The organism is Faecalibacterium sp. I4-3-84 (assembly GCF_023347255.1).
GTDB lineage: Bacteria > Bacillota > Clostridia > Oscillospirales > Ruminococcaceae > Faecalibacterium > Faecalibacterium taiwanense.
Genome location: NZ_CP094466.1, coordinates 533,801 through 550,039, shown reverse-complemented (window position 1 = coordinate 550,039; position 16,239 = coordinate 533,801). Strand labels below are relative to the sequence as shown.

Genomic DNA, 16,239 nt, shown 5'->3' with positions numbered 1-16,239 from the left:
AGCTTATGCGGGCTTTTTTTATTTTGTGATTTTAATACGGATGGATGTTAAATTCCAAAGCTGACAAGAGTGGCCTTTAACTCCCTCGCCGTGCGGATAATGATTTCCTGCTCAGTTTCGTTGCAGTCTAATAAGAGGCGATGTAAATCGGAATCAGAGGAAGAAAGAGAATAATCGAGGCTGTCAACCAGTAACGCATCGACAGAAATATGTAGAGCATTGGCGAGATCAACCAAGATTGGCAAACTGGGGGTCTTGACTCCGTTTTCAAGATAGGCAATATATTCACGACTACAGTTGGTCAAATCGGCAAGCTTTTCCTGAGTCATGCTGAACTTTAAACGATAAAAACTGATTCGTTTACCTAAAGCAATGCGATTAACGGACATAGAAAACATTCCTTTCTTACGCCCGCATAAGACATTACCATTATTTACGCTTTTAGTCGTAATAACAAGAAGAGAATAATGAGTTCAGAGTACATAAGTGTTCACCCTCATCAATCGTGTATTCTGAAAGCAAAATGTAAACCACCTGTTTACATTCTGGAGCACGTGTAAACAGGTGGTTTACAGAAAAAATCATCTGAAAAGAGTATAATAAAAGCATGAAATCAAGCTGCGAAAATAAAGTGGGGAAAACGAAATGGAACGGCTGCTGACACTGTATAGCGAAGTTCAGTCAACGGATGTACGGTGGCTGTGGTATCCCTTTATTGCAATCGGAAAAATCACACTTCTGCAGGGTGATCCCGGCGATGGAAAATCTACCATGATGATGAATCTGATTGCGGAACTTTCAACAGGAGGTAAGACTCCGGACGGATGCAAAATTGGTGCGCCGCAAAAAGTGATTTATCAGTGCTCAGAGGATGGCGTTTCAGACACGATAAAGCCCCGGCTGGAACGCTGCGGAGCAGACTGCGGGAAGATCGCTTTCATCAATGAAGAAGTCTATAACGGCCTTACATTGGACGATGAGCGCATCCGTCAGGCAATCATTGAATTCCGGCCTCGATTGGTCGTGATCGATCCGATTCAGGCTTATCTTGGCAGCGATTCGGATTTGCAAATCGCAGGCAGAGCGCGGAAACTCATGCGCCGCCTTGGAATGTGGGCTGCTGGTTACGACTGCGCTATCGTTCTGATTGGACACCTCAACAAAAAAGAAGGCTCCAAAGGGCTGTACCGCAGCCTGGGAAGCATTGATGTTGTGGCAGCAGCACGAAGTGTCCTGCAGGTGGAACGGGATGCCGAGAACCGTGATATAAGAATCGTACATCAAATCAAAAACAGTCTTGCGCCTACGGCAGAAGACATCCGCTTTTCCATTTCTGCCGACAAGGGCTTTCGATGGCTGGAATGCAGGCCACAGCTTTTTGAAAAACAACAGCCGGACGCCGAACCTAAATTTGATACAGAGCAACAGAAAGCTGCCTACTGGATCAAGCATTTCCTTGAAAAAGGCGATATGAGCGCAAATGAAATTTATTGTCGTCTGGACAATGAGGGTATCAGCAAGCGAGTAGCACGGATGGTAAAAACGGAAATGGGAATCCACTGCTACCAGAAGAAGCGGAGATGGTATTGGAGTGTTCAGCCGGAAGAAGGTGCTGTAAATGGACCACAGGCATAAAGTTGGCGGCTATGTGAAACTTGCAAAGCTGTGGGAGCGTTCCAAAGACGCAGCAGTAGCCTATCATAGCTCCTACTATGCTGAAAAGTTCAGGGATGATGCTGATAAAAAGCTGGTGGGCGTTTACATCGACATTACGGGGAATAAGGAAATCTACAAACGCCCGGAAATGGTGCATCTGCTCAAAGATTGCAAAAATGGTTCCATAAATCTGATTTTCTCGCAGACAAGGGCCTATTTTGCAGCAAATACCTGTGATTTCTGTTTTTTGCTGAAATATCTGTTTGACTTGCCGATGCGAGTGGATATTGTTACAGACGATGATGACCAGAGAATCGACACCATTCTTGACGTTGATAACCAGCGGCAGAGCCTGAAAGATTTGGCTGAAAAATATACATCGATCCGAAGGAAAGATTATCTTGAGTGGAGAATCCGACTGGAACATGAAATGACAAAGGCTGAAAAAAATGAACGTGGAAGGACAGTATAATCCAAAAGATGTAGAGTGTATTCCGGTAGAAAACCTTGAAGTGCTGCCGAGTGGGGCAGACTGGCAGAGCCGACATCTGGAATCTGAAAGGCGAAAAGCAGAGATTCGTGACAGAATCCATAAGCAGACAGAACAGGGGCAGAAAACGGCAAAAGATTACTTTCGTCCGGCGAAACCGACACCGTCGATTTACGACAGCGACCTGAAGCGTGTGGCGGTTTATGCCCGTGTCAGCACTTCCAGCGAAGAACAGATTTCTTCCATTGAAAACCAGACTCTATATTACACCAAAAAGATTGCAGAAACGGAAAACTGGAATTTGCAGGATATTTACAGCGATGAAGGAAAATCGGGTACTTCACTGCGGAAACGGGATGCGTTTAAGCGCATGATGCGAGATGCCAAAGACCAGAAGATGGACTTGATTATCTGTGCCAGCATTTCGCGGTTTGCGCGAAATTTTTCGGATTGTATGACGCAGATTGCAGCATTGAAAACCATGCACCCGGCACATCCCATTGGCGTGTACTTTGAAACTGAAAACATCTACACGCTGAATCCAAGCAGCCAATATAGTTTGGACATTCAAGCACTTCTGGCAGATTGGGAATCGGGCAACAAGAGTCGCCGGATGATCCTTTCGTATGACCAGCGTATTATGACAGGCCAGTACCCGGTGGCCGACCTGATGGGATATCGGCATACGAAGGATGGACGGTTGGTAATTGAGCCGGAAGAAGCAAAGACGGTGCGGTTTATTTTTCTGGCGTTTATCCAGGGCTATAACTACGATCAGATCGCGGCAGTGCTGACACAGAAAAAGCGCAGCACCCTGCGCGGTAGGCAGGAGTGGAACGGCATGATGGTGGCAAACATCATGAAAAATGAACGCCGCTGGGGTGATCTGGAAGCTAGGAAGAGCATTGTGGTAGATTACAAACTGGGCAAGGTCACGAAGAATAACGGCAATCGCTGCTCTGCCTATGTCCCGGAACATCACGAAGCGATTGTTTCCCCAGAAATCGCACGAGCTGCACATCTTGTGGCATCCAGCAGCAAAAAGTGCGGGGTGCAGGATATTGTGGTAATCCGGCAGGGAGCATTGAAAGGCTTTGTGGGCATCCATCCGAACTGGAGTGGCATCAATGCTGAAAGTATCCGCAGCCTTTGCCTGAGCACCTATCTGCCGGAAGAGGTGATGAAACTGAACGATATAGCAGAGATGAGGGCTGGGGCAACACTGGGAAAGGCACTTCAATCTGAATATATGACGGTTTCAGGTACTTGCTTTATCAACCAGAGTAGCCCGGTTATGACGATTTCTAAAAATGGAATCCGTTTCAGCAAGGCCTGCCATAGCCGGTTGGACGACTGCGAGTATGTGGAACTGCTCTATCATCCGATTCTGCAGGTCGTGATTTTGCGAAAGAGCAATCACGGCTTTTCAACAGCGATGCACTGGAGAGATGACAATGACGTTCATAGTGTTTTTTCAGCCAGAGCATTTTCTGGGCTTGTCTTTCAAACGTTGAACTGGAAAATGAATTACCGCTACCAGTGCCGTGGTATCTGCCGGGGTCAGGAAAATGCAAAATTTCTGATTTTTGAATTAGATGAGTCCCGGATTTTGACTGGGAAAAATCAGTATGAACAAGAAAATTGTTCGATGAATCTGAAATGCCGGTTATATCGGAGTAAATGGGTTCAGAGCATTACAGTTAATGATGTGATGGAATCTGGCCAAGTCGTAGAAAATCCCATGATTGGTGCAATTCCAAGCAAAAATGAAGTTCAACGTGAACTGGATGATCTTTTGATGTCGATGTAGGAGGAACTTATAGAATGGAAGAAAAAAGCAGGGCACAGGAACTGAGCGTTCGGGAAATCTCCTTGATTCGTGAACTTGCACAGATACGGAAAGAACATAAAAGAGAACTGGAGTACGAAAAGTTCGATGGCTATGAACTTCCGCCGCGCACCCAGTTTTCCATGCTGAATAAACCTGCAGTGAGCATAAAATATGGTGTTATGAAATTTAATATGGCATGCATTCGGCTTTTTGAAGGAATCAAGTATGTCCTTCCGATTTTGCACCCTAATAAGAAGCGGCTTGCGTTGATTATGTGCCCGGAAGAGGACAGCGCGTCTGTTGAATGGGCACGACAGAAAGGCGAAAACTGGGTGAATAAGGATATTACATCATTGGAATTTGTAGAAAATATCTTCAGGCTCATGAACTGGAATCGGGAATGCCGTTATAAAGTGCTTGGACGAGTGGCTAATTCAGATCAGGGCCTTTGTATGTTGTTCGATCTGGAAGAAGCAATCATGTTCACACCGAAGCCACAGGAATATGCGGACCCGCTTACTGGCGAAATGAAGAAAAAACAGATGAAATTCTTCCCGGATACTTATAGGAATCGCATCGGAAAATCTTATAATGACTACATTGCAGATCATCAGATGAACATGTTTGAGGATTTTATTGGATATCAGGGGTCAGCAGTATTGGATGAGCCAGTACGGGAGGAAGATTCATTTTCAAAAGAGTCGATGTCCCAAGAAAGCGAAATCTCTGAAAATATATTACTGCCGGATTTAGCAAAACAGTCTGAAAGTATAGAACAGCAGAGCGGTGAGATTGCTGAGAGAGGAATGCCAACATGAGTTCTGAGCGAATTATGAATTTGCTGGTGACGATTCCGGCGGAAAGTCGGAGAATGAATGTGGGGAAAGATGTTATCCGTATTCTTGGAAGTCCGGCCTATATTTGCATTTTGCAGAGGAAAGATCGGAAGTCTATTGCGATTACTCCGTGCACCGCTGAACATCCCATGTCCTTTAAGGTTCCAGACAGGCTGTTGACCGATGGGCAGTGCCGAATGATGATTAACGGAATACAGTTCATTCAGGCGTTGCTGGAGGCAAATGAACTAGCCGTAGGAAAGGATCATCAGTTTAAGGGGAGATATGAAGCTGAGAAAAACGCAGTTATCATTTCACTTGAAAAAGATGAACGGGAATGGTAGTCAAGGCGGGAAGAATCTTGAATATAGGTGTTGCTCTATTGAAATATTATGCTGACTTGAATTTAAACCAGAGTGGGCAATATGGACAAATCTATGCTGAAAAGTTTACATATGCCAGCTTGATATGCAAAGTGTTTTATGGTAAGATGAAAGCACAATAGGGGTAGTATACGCTCCCGTTGAACCTGCTGTAAGGAAGTGAATGCCGATGGAAAATCAGCTTGCTCATGCGATAACGCAGACGGAATACGATTCGAGTTATGATAAGGCTGCCAAGAAGCTGCTTGCCAACAAACAGATTCTGGCACAGATTATGAAGAACTGCGTGAATGAGTACAGTGCCTGTTCCGTAGACGAAATTGCAGAGAAGTATATCGAAGGAACGCCGGAAGTGGGCACGGTTGGCGTTCATGTTGATGATACAAACAGACCAAAGAAAACGGCTGGCGTAATTACCGGAAGCAATAATGAGGATTCTACGCTGACGGAGGGAACCATCAATTATGATGTTCGGTTCGATGCAATCGCACCAGCGTCAGAAGGTTCTACTGCACAGAAAGATGTGATACGTCTTATTATTAATGTGGAAGCGCAGACTGCTTTTAATCCGGGATACCCTTTGACAAAGCGGGCAATCTATTATTGCAGCAGGATGATCTCCGCACAGCATGGTCCGATATTCACGAACTCGGAGTATGGGAAAATCCGAAAAGTGTACTCTATCTGGGTTTGTACACACCCAACCAAGGAGTTCCAAAACACTCTGATTCGTTATTCTATCCGACCAGAGCAGTTGATTGGAAACGCTGTTGAAAAATCGGAAAACTACGATTTGATGAGTGTTGTAACGATTTGTCTGGGAGAACCGGGCACAGAAAACTATATAGGTATTGTGAAATTTATGGACGTGTTGCTCTCTTCATCCAGAGCAGCTACAGAGAAAAAGAAAATTCTTGAAGAAGAATTTGGTGTTGCAATGAACGAAGAACTGGAAAGAGAGGTGCTTGTTATGTGCAACCTTAGTCAGGGCGTAAAGGCCGAAGGCAGAGAAGAAGGTATCAACATTGGTGAGATGCGGATGCTGGTTAAACAGGTAAGAAAAGGCCGTGTGACGATTGAAGAAGCAGCGGAAGATGCTGGAATGACAGTAGAGGAATTTAAGAAAGTGATGGAAAAGACCCCGCTGCAGGCGGTCTAAGATAAAAAGCATATAGAGTAAACTGTAAAGCCCTACAAGGCTCAGATCGGTTCGATACTGACTGAAAACCTTGTAGGGCTTATTTTTTTTTGCTTTTTTCAAATTTATTTGTGAAAAATGTTGTCCAAGACTTGACATCGGCCGGCATCGACTGGCAGCGCGAGAAATGGCAATCGGGACTTGGTTCTAAGTTTATTCACCAAGGCGAAAAAAATGCTGTGAAATATGCGGACGAGGTCATTGTTCTGAGCAAAGGCTTGCAGGATTATTTCAAGGAAATCTATGGCAGAAAGACACACTTTATCCCCAATGGAGTGAATAGACCGCAGACTCGGGAAGCAAATCTGATTACAGATAAGTTCGGGCTGAAAAAAGATTCCTACATATTATTCCTTGGTCGTCTGGTGCCGGAAAAGGGCATTCGATATCTGGTTGAGGCCTTCAAGAATGTCAAGACAGATAAAAAACTGGTTATTGCAGGCGGCTCCAGTGATACGGATTCCTTTATGCTCAAAAATGAAATTCAGCAGATGTGACAGACTGATAAACGAAGCCGCCTTGTGCTAAACTGATGATGGTACACACCAAAATTTTTGTCAAGGAGGACACAAAAATGCTTTACACAGAAAAAGAGAAACATGAAATTGAGCGAGTAAAGGAAGTCTTTGCGGAACATCTGCGGCAAAGCCCTGATTTTGAACTGCTCTGGTCGGACAAGGTGGGCTATGTCTGGCTGACGATTGGTGTAAATCCGCTTTATGTGGATACTGGCATCAGGATAGAATCAGCCGCCGATCTCTGCGGCAGGTGTTTGGACGATGTTGCTACGGATGTTTTGTATATGACGGGCAACGATCATGCACTGGAAGCAGCCGACCCGCTGGAATTGGCCGAAATCAAGCGGCGCTGGGAGCCATATATCAACCAGCTACCAGACTACGCGTATCTCTGCAAAGACCTGCTGAACGGAAAAATGTAATCTATCAAACGAGGTGTCAGGAGCCATACAATGCTTCTGGCACCTTTTTTGTAGATTTTTTGTGAATTTGATGAAAAAGTCCTTGACAATTTGTCTCTGGCAAGACGGCTAAGTCGATTCTTATTTCCTGTGGTGCCAGATTAGCCCCATTTGACATTGCGGAGCTGCGTGACCTTATGGCCTACGATGAAATGGAACTGGATTTGCTGGGGGATCGCCGCACGGCCTTGTTCGTTATCATTTCCGACACGGACGATACGTTCAATTTCGTGGTGTCCATTATGTACACCCAGCTTTTCAATCTGCTTTGTGACCGTGCAGACGATCAATGCGGAGGTCAGCTAAAGTATCATGTACGGCTGCTGCTCGATGAGTTTGCAAACATCGGTCTGATCCCGAAGTTCGATAAGCTGATCGCCACCATCCGCAGCCGTGAGATCTCGGCATCCATCATCCTGCAGTCGCAGAGCCAGCTGAAAACCATTGATTATACTCATAAATTATTAGGTTCTGTTTCAGGCGATAATACTCAAGGCTCAAGTCCTATGCAAATTACATATCAATATGAACAAAGCGGAACAACCACCGCATCTATTGCGGGTTATGCCAATGGCACAACAGAAGCAAATGTTGTTTTTGCAAAAATGCAGGCGGAAGTAGGAGTTGAAGTTACCGGTTCACGTAGTTGGACAAAAGGAACATCAGCGGGTGTCTCATATAGTATTGCACCGGGGAAATTTGAAGTGTTAAATGTTTATATTCCTGCTGTTAGAACAGCTGGTCGTTTAAAATACAAGGTTTATATGGACGGCTATCCTGAAAATGTTTTTTATGAATATAAAACATTAACAGAATCTTATGCACCACAAAAAAATTCTGTCCATTATAAAGTAACAACTTCTAGCTACTCAGCCATAAAAGTTCCAAAGGGAATGACGGTATACACGCCAACAGGAGTATATAAAGCACAATGAAAAACAAATTGTTTATATTACTATTAGCTTTTGTACTTTTGTTGAGTGCTTGTTCTAATAATTCTCCACCTGATGACAACACAAAAGAAGTACTGCCAGAGCTTGAAAGTGCCGGTTCTATTGAAAGCCGGGGCGAGAAATTTATTGAAAATTTTCCACAAGACTATCCTTCATTTGAATTATTAGAATATGTTTTTGGTTCCGCTGAAAATGCCCCAATACAACTGGTTGCGATAGCCCGAAATAAAGAAACTGGTTCATCAGCTACATTATTTGTGCTTGATGAAAATGGGGTAGGTCAGGTAGTTCTTGCAAGTGGTTATTCAGCGACATATTGCAAAGAAGATGGATTACAACTTGATAAAAACGTAATTTCTATTTCTTTGAATTTGGAAATCTCTAGTACAAATTCTGAAATTCACGACTTTAATATTACAGTAACACAGGAGGAAAATCAAGGTAAAGTCAATACAGTGTATTCTTCACAAGAAAACATCAGATCGAAAGTAGCAAATCCAGCCGAGCCAGTCAACGGCAAGTAAATGGGCTTCGCCCACCGTTGACAGCCCCGCCTGTCTTTGCAAATGTGTAGCCAAGAGGACGATAGCCCAAAGTGCTACCGCCCTCTTTTATTTTACAACTGAATAACCGCTGCCCCATAGCGGCACATGAAGCAGTAAGTCTGAAAAAGATTTGCTGCTTTTTTTGCGCCCATTTTTGGCAAATCGAGAAAGTATCGGTACTGATAAGTGAGCAGGGGGAAATTCCCGTTTTCTATCAAGCAGCGGGCAAAACACAGCTTCTGAAACGCCTTATTGTTGGGAAAGACCAAGCCGCCGGAAAAGTCTTTGCCAGAAAGAGAGGGAGAACGCCAGCCCGCAGCCTTTTATGAAAAAACTGGTTGCGATTTCCCGAAAAAGTGGCAGTAGGAAGTGAGCGGCAGACCGGCAGTTTCTTAGAGCAAGATTCTACCGCAGTACCAAATTTCGCTTATCGCTCATTTTGTCCTTGCGGGAATCTTGTTGGGGAGTGCCTTCCCCAAACCCTGCTATGGCGGCTAAAGCCGCTTGAAAAATTCCCGCAAATTCTTTTCGGATTATTTCAAAAACAGTTCCGCTACACACCCCGTTTTTCTCCTATTAGTGAGAGGACACCACGCACAGAAAGGAGGTCAACCACCTATGAAACGATATAACACGCCCCACCGCAGCAGGGTAGTCAAGACCCGGCTGACCGATGAAGAATACGCCGATTTTACCGCCCGGCTTGCCCCTTATGGTATGAGCCAGTCCGAATTTATCCGGCAAGCCATTACACCTCTTCATAACGAACCTCCTTAAATTCTGTACTCTACTATATAAATTGTGTGCTTCTCATCGTCCCAGACAACGAGACTAAAATTCACATCTTCAGAATGTAAAAGCAATGTATTCATTTCGGCTTCCGAGCATAGTTCCTTATGTTGACTATTATCATAAAGAAAAAAATTTCCACTTGCAATTTCAGGAATCTTAAAATCCAATCCAAAATATGACGACACATTTTTTAATATAGAAGATATAGTTGGGGAATCATTAATTTTCTCCCATGAATCGAGTTGATGAACAATCTTGGTTGCATCCACATCGTAGTATACCGCTAACATTATCCCATCATTTTGCAATCCGCCATAAGCCTCATATATCAACGATTCAGAGTATGTTGCTTTTCCAATTTTGAATTGTTTCAAATAATCTCGTTTTTCATATTTGCTTTTTCTTCCAAGCATAAAGCCCAAAAGCAAGCACAGTGCGACTATAGCTAGGTATCGGATAACGTGCGTTGATCTCGCCTTTATAATTACCTCACACCTTTCTAACTTGCTGAAATATATAACAAGCTTCACTTATCTACTGGTACTTCCAGTAATGGTTTCACTCCGCCCATCGGAATAGCTAAAGGTTGCAGAATACTCCAGCCTGTAAGATTTTCCAGGCTTAGTGTTAAAGTTACCGCTCCCCACGCAGGTTGAGGTCGTGCTGCTGTTTGAGCAGCTGCTTACTTTTTGCCATGTTCCAATTGTTCCCTTTTCATAGAGAACGCCTGAAACGCTGATTTTCTTTACTCCAGTTCGTGTCTGGGCATCAACTTGATAGTATGTTTGGTAAATAGATCCGTTGACCGTACTATCGCCTACATACCGCTCAGACTTTTCAACGGCCATTGCGGTGCAAGCAAAACTCAAGAGAATCACCGCTGAAATAACAATGGACAACAAACGCTTTTTCGACATAGACATACACCTCCGTTTTTTCGCTCCTATCAAGAGCCTTTGTATAATCAACGTAATTCGCATCCGCTTCGTTTCAATTTTCAGGAGAAATTTTTTCAAATTTTCCATCTTTGTAAGTTCAGACAAAAAGAAAACCGGACATTTGTGAACTCTCACAAGTGCCCGGCTTTCTTATCGGATGCCTTTTGCAATTTTCATAATCTCATCGTATGGAATGTTTCCCATAACGGTATGTGTAATCCCCCGATGTTCCCAACTTAGAGTATCGAGCGCAAGCGAGTGGAGAAGAAGCCCCCGAAGCTGTATGACCTGACGACCTTACAGCGAGAAGCAAATCGCTATTACGGCCTGACCGCCAGCCAGACCTTACAGGCTGCGCAGGAATTGTACGAGGAAAAACTGGTGACATATCCCAGAACGGACAGCCAGTTTGTGACTGAGGATATGCGCAAGACGGTGGAATTGCTGGTGCTGGCCTTGGATGGCACAGCGGCAGATGTGAGCTGTGTTATCAATAACAGCAAAGTAACAGACCACCACGCGATTTTGCCGACTATGCAGAGCGTAAAATGCAGCAAGGAGAAACTGTCCGAAACCAAGCAAAAGATCCTTTCGCTCGTTATCTGGAAGCTGGTGCAGGCTGTACAGCCGCCGTTCATCTATGAGGATGTTTTGGTGACGGTATGCTGCCAGGGCAGGAACTTCACGGCAAAATATAAGGATATTTTGCAGCCCGGATATACGGCAAAGCCTGTTCCGTTTGTGGAGCCGGAAAAGGACAAGGATGTGCCGCTTCCGAAAAAGATGGAGCAGGGAGTCGTTCTTCCTGTGGTACGGGCGGAGAAAAAGCAGGGCTTTACTTCGCCGCCGAAAGTCTACACCGATGTTATATGCTATGAAAGGGGGATAAGAAATCGCCCATAGAAAGGAGAATTGACCCATGAAAACAAAGCAAACAGGAAGCGGAAAAATCACAGCCCTTTATGAGAGGTTGAGCCGCGACGACGAACTGACAGGCGACAGCAATTCGATTATCAATCAAAAGAAGCTGCTTGAAGATTATGCAAAATCGCATGGCTTTACTAACTGCGCCCACTTTACCGACGATGGGTGGTCTGGGGCTAATTTTGACCGTCCGAATTGGAAGCGCATGATTGAAAGCATTGAAAGCGGCGAGGTTTCCCATGTCCTTGTAAAAGATTTAAGTCGCGTCGGTAGGGATTACTTGCAAGTGGGATTTTATACCGAAGTGATGTTCAGAGAAAACGGCGTGCGCTTTATCGCCATTGCCAACGGTGTAGACAGCGACAAACGGGAGAGCAGCGAGTTTGCGCCGTTTTTGAACATTATGAACGAGTGGTATGTTCGTGACTCCAGCCGCAAAATCACAACTGTTTTACGGGCAAAGGGAATGTCCGGCGCACATTTGACAAACCATTGCATATACGGCTACAAGAAAGACCCGAATGATAAAAACCATTGGATTATTGACGAGGAAGCCGCCGAGGTAGTACGCCGGATTTACCGAATGGCGATAGAGGGCAAAGGCCCGTATGAAACCGCCCGTATTCTTGCGTTGGAAAAGATAGAAAGACCGTCATACTATCTTGCACAGCGCGGCATGGGAAATCACAAGTCAAACTACAATTCAACCGAGCCTTACGCATGGCGCGGCAATACAATTTCCGATATTCTGTCAAAGCCGGAATACATGGGGCATACAGTAAACTTTCGGACTTACAAGGAAAGCTACAAGGACAAACGCTCCAAAGCAACACCCAAAGAGGATTTAGTTATCTTCGAGGACACACAGGAAGCCATCATTGACAAAGAAACATGGGAGCGCGTACAGTCATTGAGAAAAACAATCCGCAGAACTGACACCATCGGAGAAGCCAACCCCTTAACCGGCTTAATGTTTTGTGCCGATTGTGGGGCGAAGATGTATAACCATCGAGGGAAAGCGGGAAAGGCGCGGGATTGGGCGGGGCGACCAAACGGGAAAAGGCGTCCAGACCGCGACGAATACAACTGCTCCCGATACGATTTAGGAAATCAGCGATATGACACCTACTGCACCACCCACCTTATCCGCACCGTTGTTGTAAATGAACTGCTACTTGAAGCGATAAAGGAAGTATGCAACTATGCGCAGAACAATGAAGCCGCCTTTATTGAACAAGTCTGCTCCGCTTCCGGGGAACGGCAGAAAAAGGCTATCAAGACCATACGGCAGAGGAAACAGCGCGGCGAGAAACGCGCCGATGAATTGAGCCGCTTGATACGAAAGCTCTATGAGGATAATGTCAATGGGAAACTTTCTGATAAGCTCTTTGAGCAAATGCTACACGATTTTGAACTTGAATTGGACGGGCTGAACACAAGCATTACCCAAGACCAACAGGAGCTTGACCGTATCAGCAGCGAGAGCGTCAATGCGGAAAAGTTTATCGCTCTTGTGAAGCGGTACACAGATTTTTCCGAGCTTACCCCCGCCATGATAAATGAGTTTATTGAAAAAATCCTTGTCCACCAAGCGGAGGGCAAAGGGGCAAGCCGCACACAGGAAATTGAGATTTTCTTTAACTTCGTGGGCAAGGTGGAAATCCCACACGAGGAAGTGGAACTGACGGAGGAAGAAATCGCCGCGATAGCCGAACAGGAACGCCGACGGGCAAAGAAAGCCGAGTACAACCGCCGCTATATGCAGAAAAAACGCAAACAATGGAAAGAGCAGCAAGAACAGGCACAGGAGCCGCAAGAGCCTATCGAGCTTCCTCTTGTGCAGGACGAGAAAGGAGCATTGAGCGCATGAGAAGATTGATTGACAACGGCGACGCACCCGCCAAGAAAAAGCCCCCTATCGGGCATTACGGACACTTGCGGAAAGCCTACCTTGAGGGCTACCGCCCCGACCTCTACACCGCCCTTGTCGCAAGCGAAACCCTCTATGAGCATTGCGCCGAGATTGAAGCCGCCGTCCGTCGCCGCCTTGACCTCATTATCCCGCAGCTTGCCGAGGGTGCGGGCGCAACCGAGGAACTGAAAGCCGCAGACCCCATGCAATGGGTGGGGCTGATGAACACCTGCAAGGCGCAAGCGGAAGAAATCGTCAAGTTTGAGCTTATCTATGTATGAGCGTCAAGGGCCGGAAAAATCCCATATTTCACGATAGAAACGCCCTGGACGAGGAATGTATCGCCGGAGCGTTTTCTATTGGAAAATCGCCGTTTTTCCCAAGCCAAGAGCCGGGAAAAACACCCGAAAAATGCCCCTATTGCGTAACAGGGGCGCAGAAAGGAGAGTTTATGAGAACAGGGCTTACGAAGCAGGAAAAGACCACCGATATTTGGTTTGACGAGAAAGACCCCCTTATCCATATCCGCACCCACAACACCGACTTAAAGAAGCGGCTTGCCGCCTACGCCGGACAGTACCCCGACCAGTGCTGCCAGACCGACGCAGACCCCGAAACGGGCTGCATGGAGTTTGATATTGCAAAGGGGCGTTTCTCTTTCCGTCTGACCGCCCCATACAGTGAGGAACGGAGGAACGCCGCCAGCAAAGCGGCAAAGAAACATTCCGGCAACTTGACACACCCTATTCAAAAAGATGTGCTATAATTTTTTTGAAAAAGTTTCGGATTAGATGTAGTATTCGCCGCTGAAACCGTAGTATATAGGTGAAGCCGGAAAGGAGGCGGTGTGATGATAGAAGATGAGAAAATCATTGAAATGTTTTTTGAGCGTTCAGAGCAAGGCATACGGGAGCTAGATATAAAATACGGTAAAGTCTGCCACAAGTTATCGTATAACATTGTTAACAGCAGGCAGGACGCGGAGGAATGTGTCAACGACGCTTACTTAGGAGCATGGAACGCAATCCCCCCGGCGAACCCCCACCCGCTTCTGACCTATATCTGTAAAATCGTTCGGAACATTTCACTGAAAATCTATTACAGAAAGGAAGCAGCCAAGCGAAACAGCACTTACACGATTGCTATGGAGGAAATCGAAGCCTGTATAGCAGACCCGAACACAGTGGAAGCCGAGATTGAAGCCAGAGAGTTAGCCCGTATCATTGAAAGTTTTCTGGACACGCTGACCGTCGAGAACCGCGTTATCTTCATGCGCCGCTATTGGTTTTCCGATAGCTGTAAAGACATAGCCGAGTTTGTAGGGCTTTCGGAGAAAAATATCTCCGTCCGGCTGACCCGTATCCGACAAAAAATGAAAAGCTATTTAGCAGAAAGAGAGGTATTCGTATGAACTCAAAGAAGTTTTCCGAAGCCATGAGCGAGCTTGACAGCAAGTATGTTGATGAAGCTATCAGCTACAAGAAGAAAGCAAAAAAGCCAGTTTGGGCTAAATGGGGAGCTATTGCAGCCTGTTTTGTAGCTGTAACCGTCTTAGGTGTGGGATTGTTTCAAAGTGGATTATTTGGCAGTCATACCGATATAGCCACATTGAATAACGGGGAAAAAATTGTTTTTGTGAAGTCTGATAATGTTGGCGGTTCTTTGGCTTTAGATGTAGATGTAACTACAAAGCCACTTACAGAAGATGAAACCTTAGCTTTATTTTCGGATTTACCTGTTACAGCCAATGCAATTTTTCTAAATAGCGATATAGACGCAGGCGGTTCACAAGAACTGATTGGATTTGAGGGACAAGTCGGAAATGTGAAAGTAATCATTTCAACATCAGATGTGCAGTTGCTTGATACTGTAATTGTTGGAACGGAGAAAGTCTCCGAAATCAACGGTATAACCATAGTCGCAGGATATTTTGTAACAGACCCGAACAGCCGAGGCGAGCAAAATGCTATTTACTATGCGACCTTTGAGATTGGCGATTGCAAGGTATATCTGGAAAATGGCGGCATGAAAGATGATAGCGAAACAATAAAAAATCAGTTGGCAGAAGTTATCCAGAAGCTGACAGAAAACGGGAATTTGGACTTAACTTCTTTTAGTGACGAAACAGGTATGAAGCTTGACGGAAACCCAGACGGATATGACCCGCTTCCTGACAGCCAGACTTCTGATGAAGAAGTATCAGAACAAGACCCCGCCGCAAACTGAATAATCTATCTCATATCGAAAGGACAGCCGAGCAAATCGACTGTCCTTTTTCTATGTCTACGGACAGAAAGGAGCGACCACCCATGACAAAACCGAGAGAGAAAACCTATGACGAGCTGACCGCCGAGCTTGAGGACGGAAAGAAGAAAATCCGGCAGTATGAAAACAGGGAAAAGATGTTGCGGCAAAAGCTATCCCGCGAGGAACGCCGGACGCGCAGCCACCGCCTTATCGTCCGGGGCGCGGTCTTTGAAAGCATTGTGCCGGAAGCAAAGGACATGACCGACGAAGAAGCCGCCGCGCTTCTCCGGCTTGCCTTGACGAGCGAGCCAGCGCGGGAGTTTTTGAGAAAACGAGCCGAGGGAGCGACAAGCTAAAAATCCCTTAGGAACTAAGGGCGCACTTATACACCCTAACGGGCGTGTGCGCTCTGCCGAGGGCTTTATCTCCGCACAGGGAAGTTTCCCCGCGCTCCGATATTGGCGGCTTTGCCGCAACAAGGGGGCTGCACCCCTTGCGCCGCTTTGCGGCTATCCCTGCACACCCACAAAAACAGTACACCCGCCGTTGGCGTCT

20 protein-coding genes and 2 pseudogenes are annotated in these 16,239 nt (G+C 45.7%); 18 read left to right on the top strand and 4 right to left on the bottom strand.

The window, feature by feature from the left end; translation table 11 throughout:
• Positions 1 to 47: 47 nt before the first annotated feature.
• Entirely contained in the window at positions 48 to 389 is a 342-nt protein-coding gene (locus MTP41_RS02690; protein ID WP_249236140.1) for a helix-turn-helix domain-containing protein, read from the bottom strand.
• A gap of 256 nt (positions 390 to 645) precedes the next feature.
• On the opposite strand from MTP41_RS02690, the gene MTP41_RS02685 reads away from it, so the two are divergent.
• From MTP41_RS02685 to MTP41_RS02635, 11 genes and pseudogenes are all read left to right on the top strand, one after another.
• Complete coding sequence (locus MTP41_RS02685; RefSeq protein ID WP_249236139.1) at positions 646 to 1,635, top strand: AAA family ATPase; 990 nt, start codon at positions 646 to 648, stop codon at positions 1,633 to 1,635.
• Positions 1,619 to 2,128 carry a hypothetical protein gene (locus MTP41_RS02680; protein ID WP_249236138.1) on the top strand — a complete coding sequence of 170 codons (510 nt, stop codon included), beginning with the start codon at positions 1,619 to 1,621 and terminating at the stop codon, positions 2,126 to 2,128. Before MTP41_RS02685 ends, MTP41_RS02680 begins: the two co-directional genes overlap by 17 nt.
• Positions 2,106 to 3,956: a recombinase family protein gene (locus MTP41_RS02675; protein WP_249236137.1), complete on the top strand. Its 1,851-nt coding sequence runs from the start codon at positions 2,106 to 2,108 to the stop codon at positions 3,954 to 3,956. The genes MTP41_RS02680 and MTP41_RS02675 overlap by 23 nt, the downstream gene beginning before the upstream one ends.
• A 14-nt stretch (positions 3,957 to 3,970) precedes the next feature.
• Positions 3,971 to 4,795 carry a hypothetical protein gene (locus tag MTP41_RS02670; RefSeq protein ID WP_249236136.1) on the top strand — a complete coding sequence of 275 codons (825 nt, stop codon included), beginning with the start codon at positions 3,971 to 3,973 and terminating at the stop codon, positions 4,793 to 4,795.
• Positions 4,792 to 5,157: a hypothetical protein gene (locus MTP41_RS02665; protein WP_249236135.1), complete on the top strand. Its 366-nt coding sequence runs from the start codon at positions 4,792 to 4,794 to the stop codon at positions 5,155 to 5,157. Before MTP41_RS02670 ends, MTP41_RS02665 begins: the two co-directional genes overlap by 4 nt.
• A 208-nt stretch (positions 5,158 to 5,365) precedes the next feature.
• Positions 5,366 to 6,355, top strand: a complete 990-nt coding sequence (locus MTP41_RS02660) for an Rpn family recombination-promoting nuclease/putative transposase (RefSeq protein WP_249236134.1) — start codon at positions 5,366 to 5,368, stop codon at positions 6,353 to 6,355.
• A 110-nt stretch (positions 6,356 to 6,465) separates the two neighbouring features.
• A complete protein-coding gene (locus MTP41_RS02655; RefSeq protein WP_442900331.1) occupies positions 6,466 to 6,891 on the top strand; it encodes a glycosyltransferase in 426 nt (141 codons plus the stop codon).
• 77 nt (positions 6,892 to 6,968) lie between these two features.
• Complete coding sequence (locus MTP41_RS02650; RefSeq protein ID WP_024739823.1) at positions 6,969 to 7,334, top strand: hypothetical protein; 366 nt, start codon at positions 6,969 to 6,971, stop codon at positions 7,332 to 7,334.
• Between the two features lie 86 nt (positions 7,335 to 7,420).
• Positions 7,421 to 7,819 (top strand): annotated as a pseudogene (locus MTP41_RS02645) (type IV secretory system conjugative DNA transfer family protein); the annotation flags it as partial.
• A 485-nt stretch (positions 7,820 to 8,304) separates the two neighbouring features.
• Positions 8,305 to 8,850: a hypothetical protein gene (locus MTP41_RS02640; RefSeq protein ID WP_006857810.1), complete on the top strand. Its 546-nt coding sequence runs from the start codon at positions 8,305 to 8,307 to the stop codon at positions 8,848 to 8,850.
• A 639-nt stretch (positions 8,851 to 9,489) separates the two neighbouring features.
• Positions 9,490 to 9,621: pseudogene (locus MTP41_RS02635) on the top strand (plasmid mobilization protein); the annotation flags it as partial.
• A 23-nt stretch (positions 9,622 to 9,644) separates the two neighbouring features.
• On the opposite strand, the gene MTP41_RS02630 reads toward MTP41_RS02635, so the two are convergent.
• The 3 genes from MTP41_RS02630 to MTP41_RS02620 all read right to left on the bottom strand — a co-directional run bounded on the left by MTP41_RS02630 (position 9,645) and on the right by MTP41_RS02620 (position 10,805).
• Positions 9,645 to 10,037 (bottom strand): hypothetical protein, encoded by a 393-nt coding sequence (locus tag MTP41_RS02630; RefSeq protein ID WP_223474532.1) that lies wholly within the window; start codon positions 10,035 to 10,037, stop codon positions 9,645 to 9,647.
• Between the two features lie 156 nt (positions 10,038 to 10,193).
• The gene (locus MTP41_RS02625; protein WP_223474531.1) at positions 10,194 to 10,580 is read right to left on the bottom strand and encodes a hypothetical protein; all 387 of its coding nucleotides are present in this window, start codon (positions 10,578 to 10,580) and stop codon (positions 10,194 to 10,196) included.
• Between the two features lie 171 nt (positions 10,581 to 10,751).
• Complete coding sequence (locus MTP41_RS02620) at positions 10,752 to 10,805, bottom strand: hypothetical protein (protein ID WP_249236549.1); 54 nt, start codon at positions 10,803 to 10,805, stop codon at positions 10,752 to 10,754.
• 54 nt (positions 10,806 to 10,859) lie between these two features.
• On the opposite strand from MTP41_RS02620, the gene MTP41_RS02615 reads away from it, so the two are divergent.
• From MTP41_RS02615 to MTP41_RS02585, 7 genes are all read left to right on the top strand, one after another.
• Positions 10,860 to 11,504: a DNA topoisomerase gene (locus tag MTP41_RS02615; protein ID WP_249236132.1), complete on the top strand. Its 645-nt coding sequence runs from the start codon at positions 10,860 to 10,862 to the stop codon at positions 11,502 to 11,504.
• Between the two features lie 16 nt (positions 11,505 to 11,520).
• Positions 11,521 to 13,395 (top strand): recombinase family protein, encoded by a 1,875-nt coding sequence (locus MTP41_RS02610; protein WP_249236131.1) that lies wholly within the window; start codon positions 11,521 to 11,523, stop codon positions 13,393 to 13,395.
• Complete coding sequence (locus tag MTP41_RS02605) at positions 13,392 to 13,718, top strand: TnpV protein (protein ID WP_119189542.1); 327 nt, start codon at positions 13,392 to 13,394, stop codon at positions 13,716 to 13,718. The genes MTP41_RS02610 and MTP41_RS02605 overlap by 4 nt, the downstream gene beginning before the upstream one ends.
• Before the next feature lie 170 nt (positions 13,719 to 13,888).
• Positions 13,889 to 14,203 carry a hypothetical protein gene (locus tag MTP41_RS02600; RefSeq protein WP_097769766.1) on the top strand — a complete coding sequence of 105 codons (315 nt, stop codon included), beginning with the start codon at positions 13,889 to 13,891 and terminating at the stop codon, positions 14,201 to 14,203.
• 84 nt (positions 14,204 to 14,287) lie between these two features.
• On the top strand, positions 14,288 to 14,848 hold the full coding sequence (locus MTP41_RS02595; protein ID WP_097769767.1) for an RNA polymerase sigma factor: 561 nt from the start codon (positions 14,288 to 14,290) through the stop codon (positions 14,846 to 14,848).
• The gene (locus MTP41_RS02590; protein WP_097769768.1) at positions 14,845 to 15,663 is read left to right on the top strand and encodes a hypothetical protein; all 819 of its coding nucleotides are present in this window, start codon (positions 14,845 to 14,847) and stop codon (positions 15,661 to 15,663) included. Before MTP41_RS02595 ends, MTP41_RS02590 begins: the two co-directional genes overlap by 4 nt.
• An 83-nt stretch (positions 15,664 to 15,746) precedes the next feature.
• On the top strand, positions 15,747 to 16,040 hold the full coding sequence (locus tag MTP41_RS02585) for a DUF3847 domain-containing protein (protein WP_249236130.1): 294 nt from the start codon (positions 15,747 to 15,749) through the stop codon (positions 16,038 to 16,040).
• Positions 16,041 to 16,239 lie beyond the last annotated feature (199 nt).

Bases quoted from the DNA above. Each gene is read 5' to 3' on its own strand.
- MTP41_RS02690 (WP_249236140.1), bottom strand. From the start codon at position 389: ATGTCCGTTAATCGCATTGCTTTAGGTAAACGAATCAGTTTTTATCGT.
- MTP41_RS02685 (WP_249236139.1), top strand. From the start codon at position 646: ATGGAACGGCTGCTGACACTGTATAGCGAAGTTCAGTCAACGGATGTA.
- MTP41_RS02680 (WP_249236138.1), top strand. From the start codon at position 1,619: ATGGACCACAGGCATAAAGTTGGCGGCTATGTGAAACTTGCAAAGCTG.
- MTP41_RS02675 (WP_249236137.1), top strand. From the start codon at position 2,106: ATGAACGTGGAAGGACAGTATAATCCAAAAGATGTAGAGTGTATTCCG.
- MTP41_RS02670 (WP_249236136.1), top strand. From the start codon at position 3,971: ATGGAAGAAAAAAGCAGGGCACAGGAACTGAGCGTTCGGGAAATCTCC.
- MTP41_RS02665 (WP_249236135.1), top strand. From the start codon at position 4,792: ATGAGTTCTGAGCGAATTATGAATTTGCTGGTGACGATTCCGGCGGAA.
- MTP41_RS02660 (WP_249236134.1), top strand. From the start codon at position 5,366: ATGGAAAATCAGCTTGCTCATGCGATAACGCAGACGGAATACGATTCG.
- MTP41_RS02650 (WP_024739823.1), top strand. From the start codon at position 6,969: ATGCTTTACACAGAAAAAGAGAAACATGAAATTGAGCGAGTAAAGGAA.
- MTP41_RS02640 (WP_006857810.1), top strand. From the start codon at position 8,305: ATGAAAAACAAATTGTTTATATTACTATTAGCTTTTGTACTTTTGTTG.
- MTP41_RS02625 (WP_223474531.1), bottom strand. From the start codon at position 10,580: ATGTCGAAAAAGCGTTTGTTGTCCATTGTTATTTCAGCGGTGATTCTC.
- MTP41_RS02610 (WP_249236131.1), top strand. From the start codon at position 11,521: ATGAAAACAAAGCAAACAGGAAGCGGAAAAATCACAGCCCTTTATGAG.
- MTP41_RS02605 (WP_119189542.1), top strand. From the start codon at position 13,392: ATGAGAAGATTGATTGACAACGGCGACGCACCCGCCAAGAAAAAGCCC.
- MTP41_RS02600 (WP_097769766.1), top strand. From the start codon at position 13,889: ATGAGAACAGGGCTTACGAAGCAGGAAAAGACCACCGATATTTGGTTT.
- MTP41_RS02595 (WP_097769767.1), top strand. From the start codon at position 14,288: ATGATAGAAGATGAGAAAATCATTGAAATGTTTTTTGAGCGTTCAGAG.
- MTP41_RS02590 (WP_097769768.1), top strand. From the start codon at position 14,845: ATGAACTCAAAGAAGTTTTCCGAAGCCATGAGCGAGCTTGACAGCAAG.
- MTP41_RS02585 (WP_249236130.1), top strand. From the start codon at position 15,747: ATGACAAAACCGAGAGAGAAAACCTATGACGAGCTGACCGCCGAGCTT.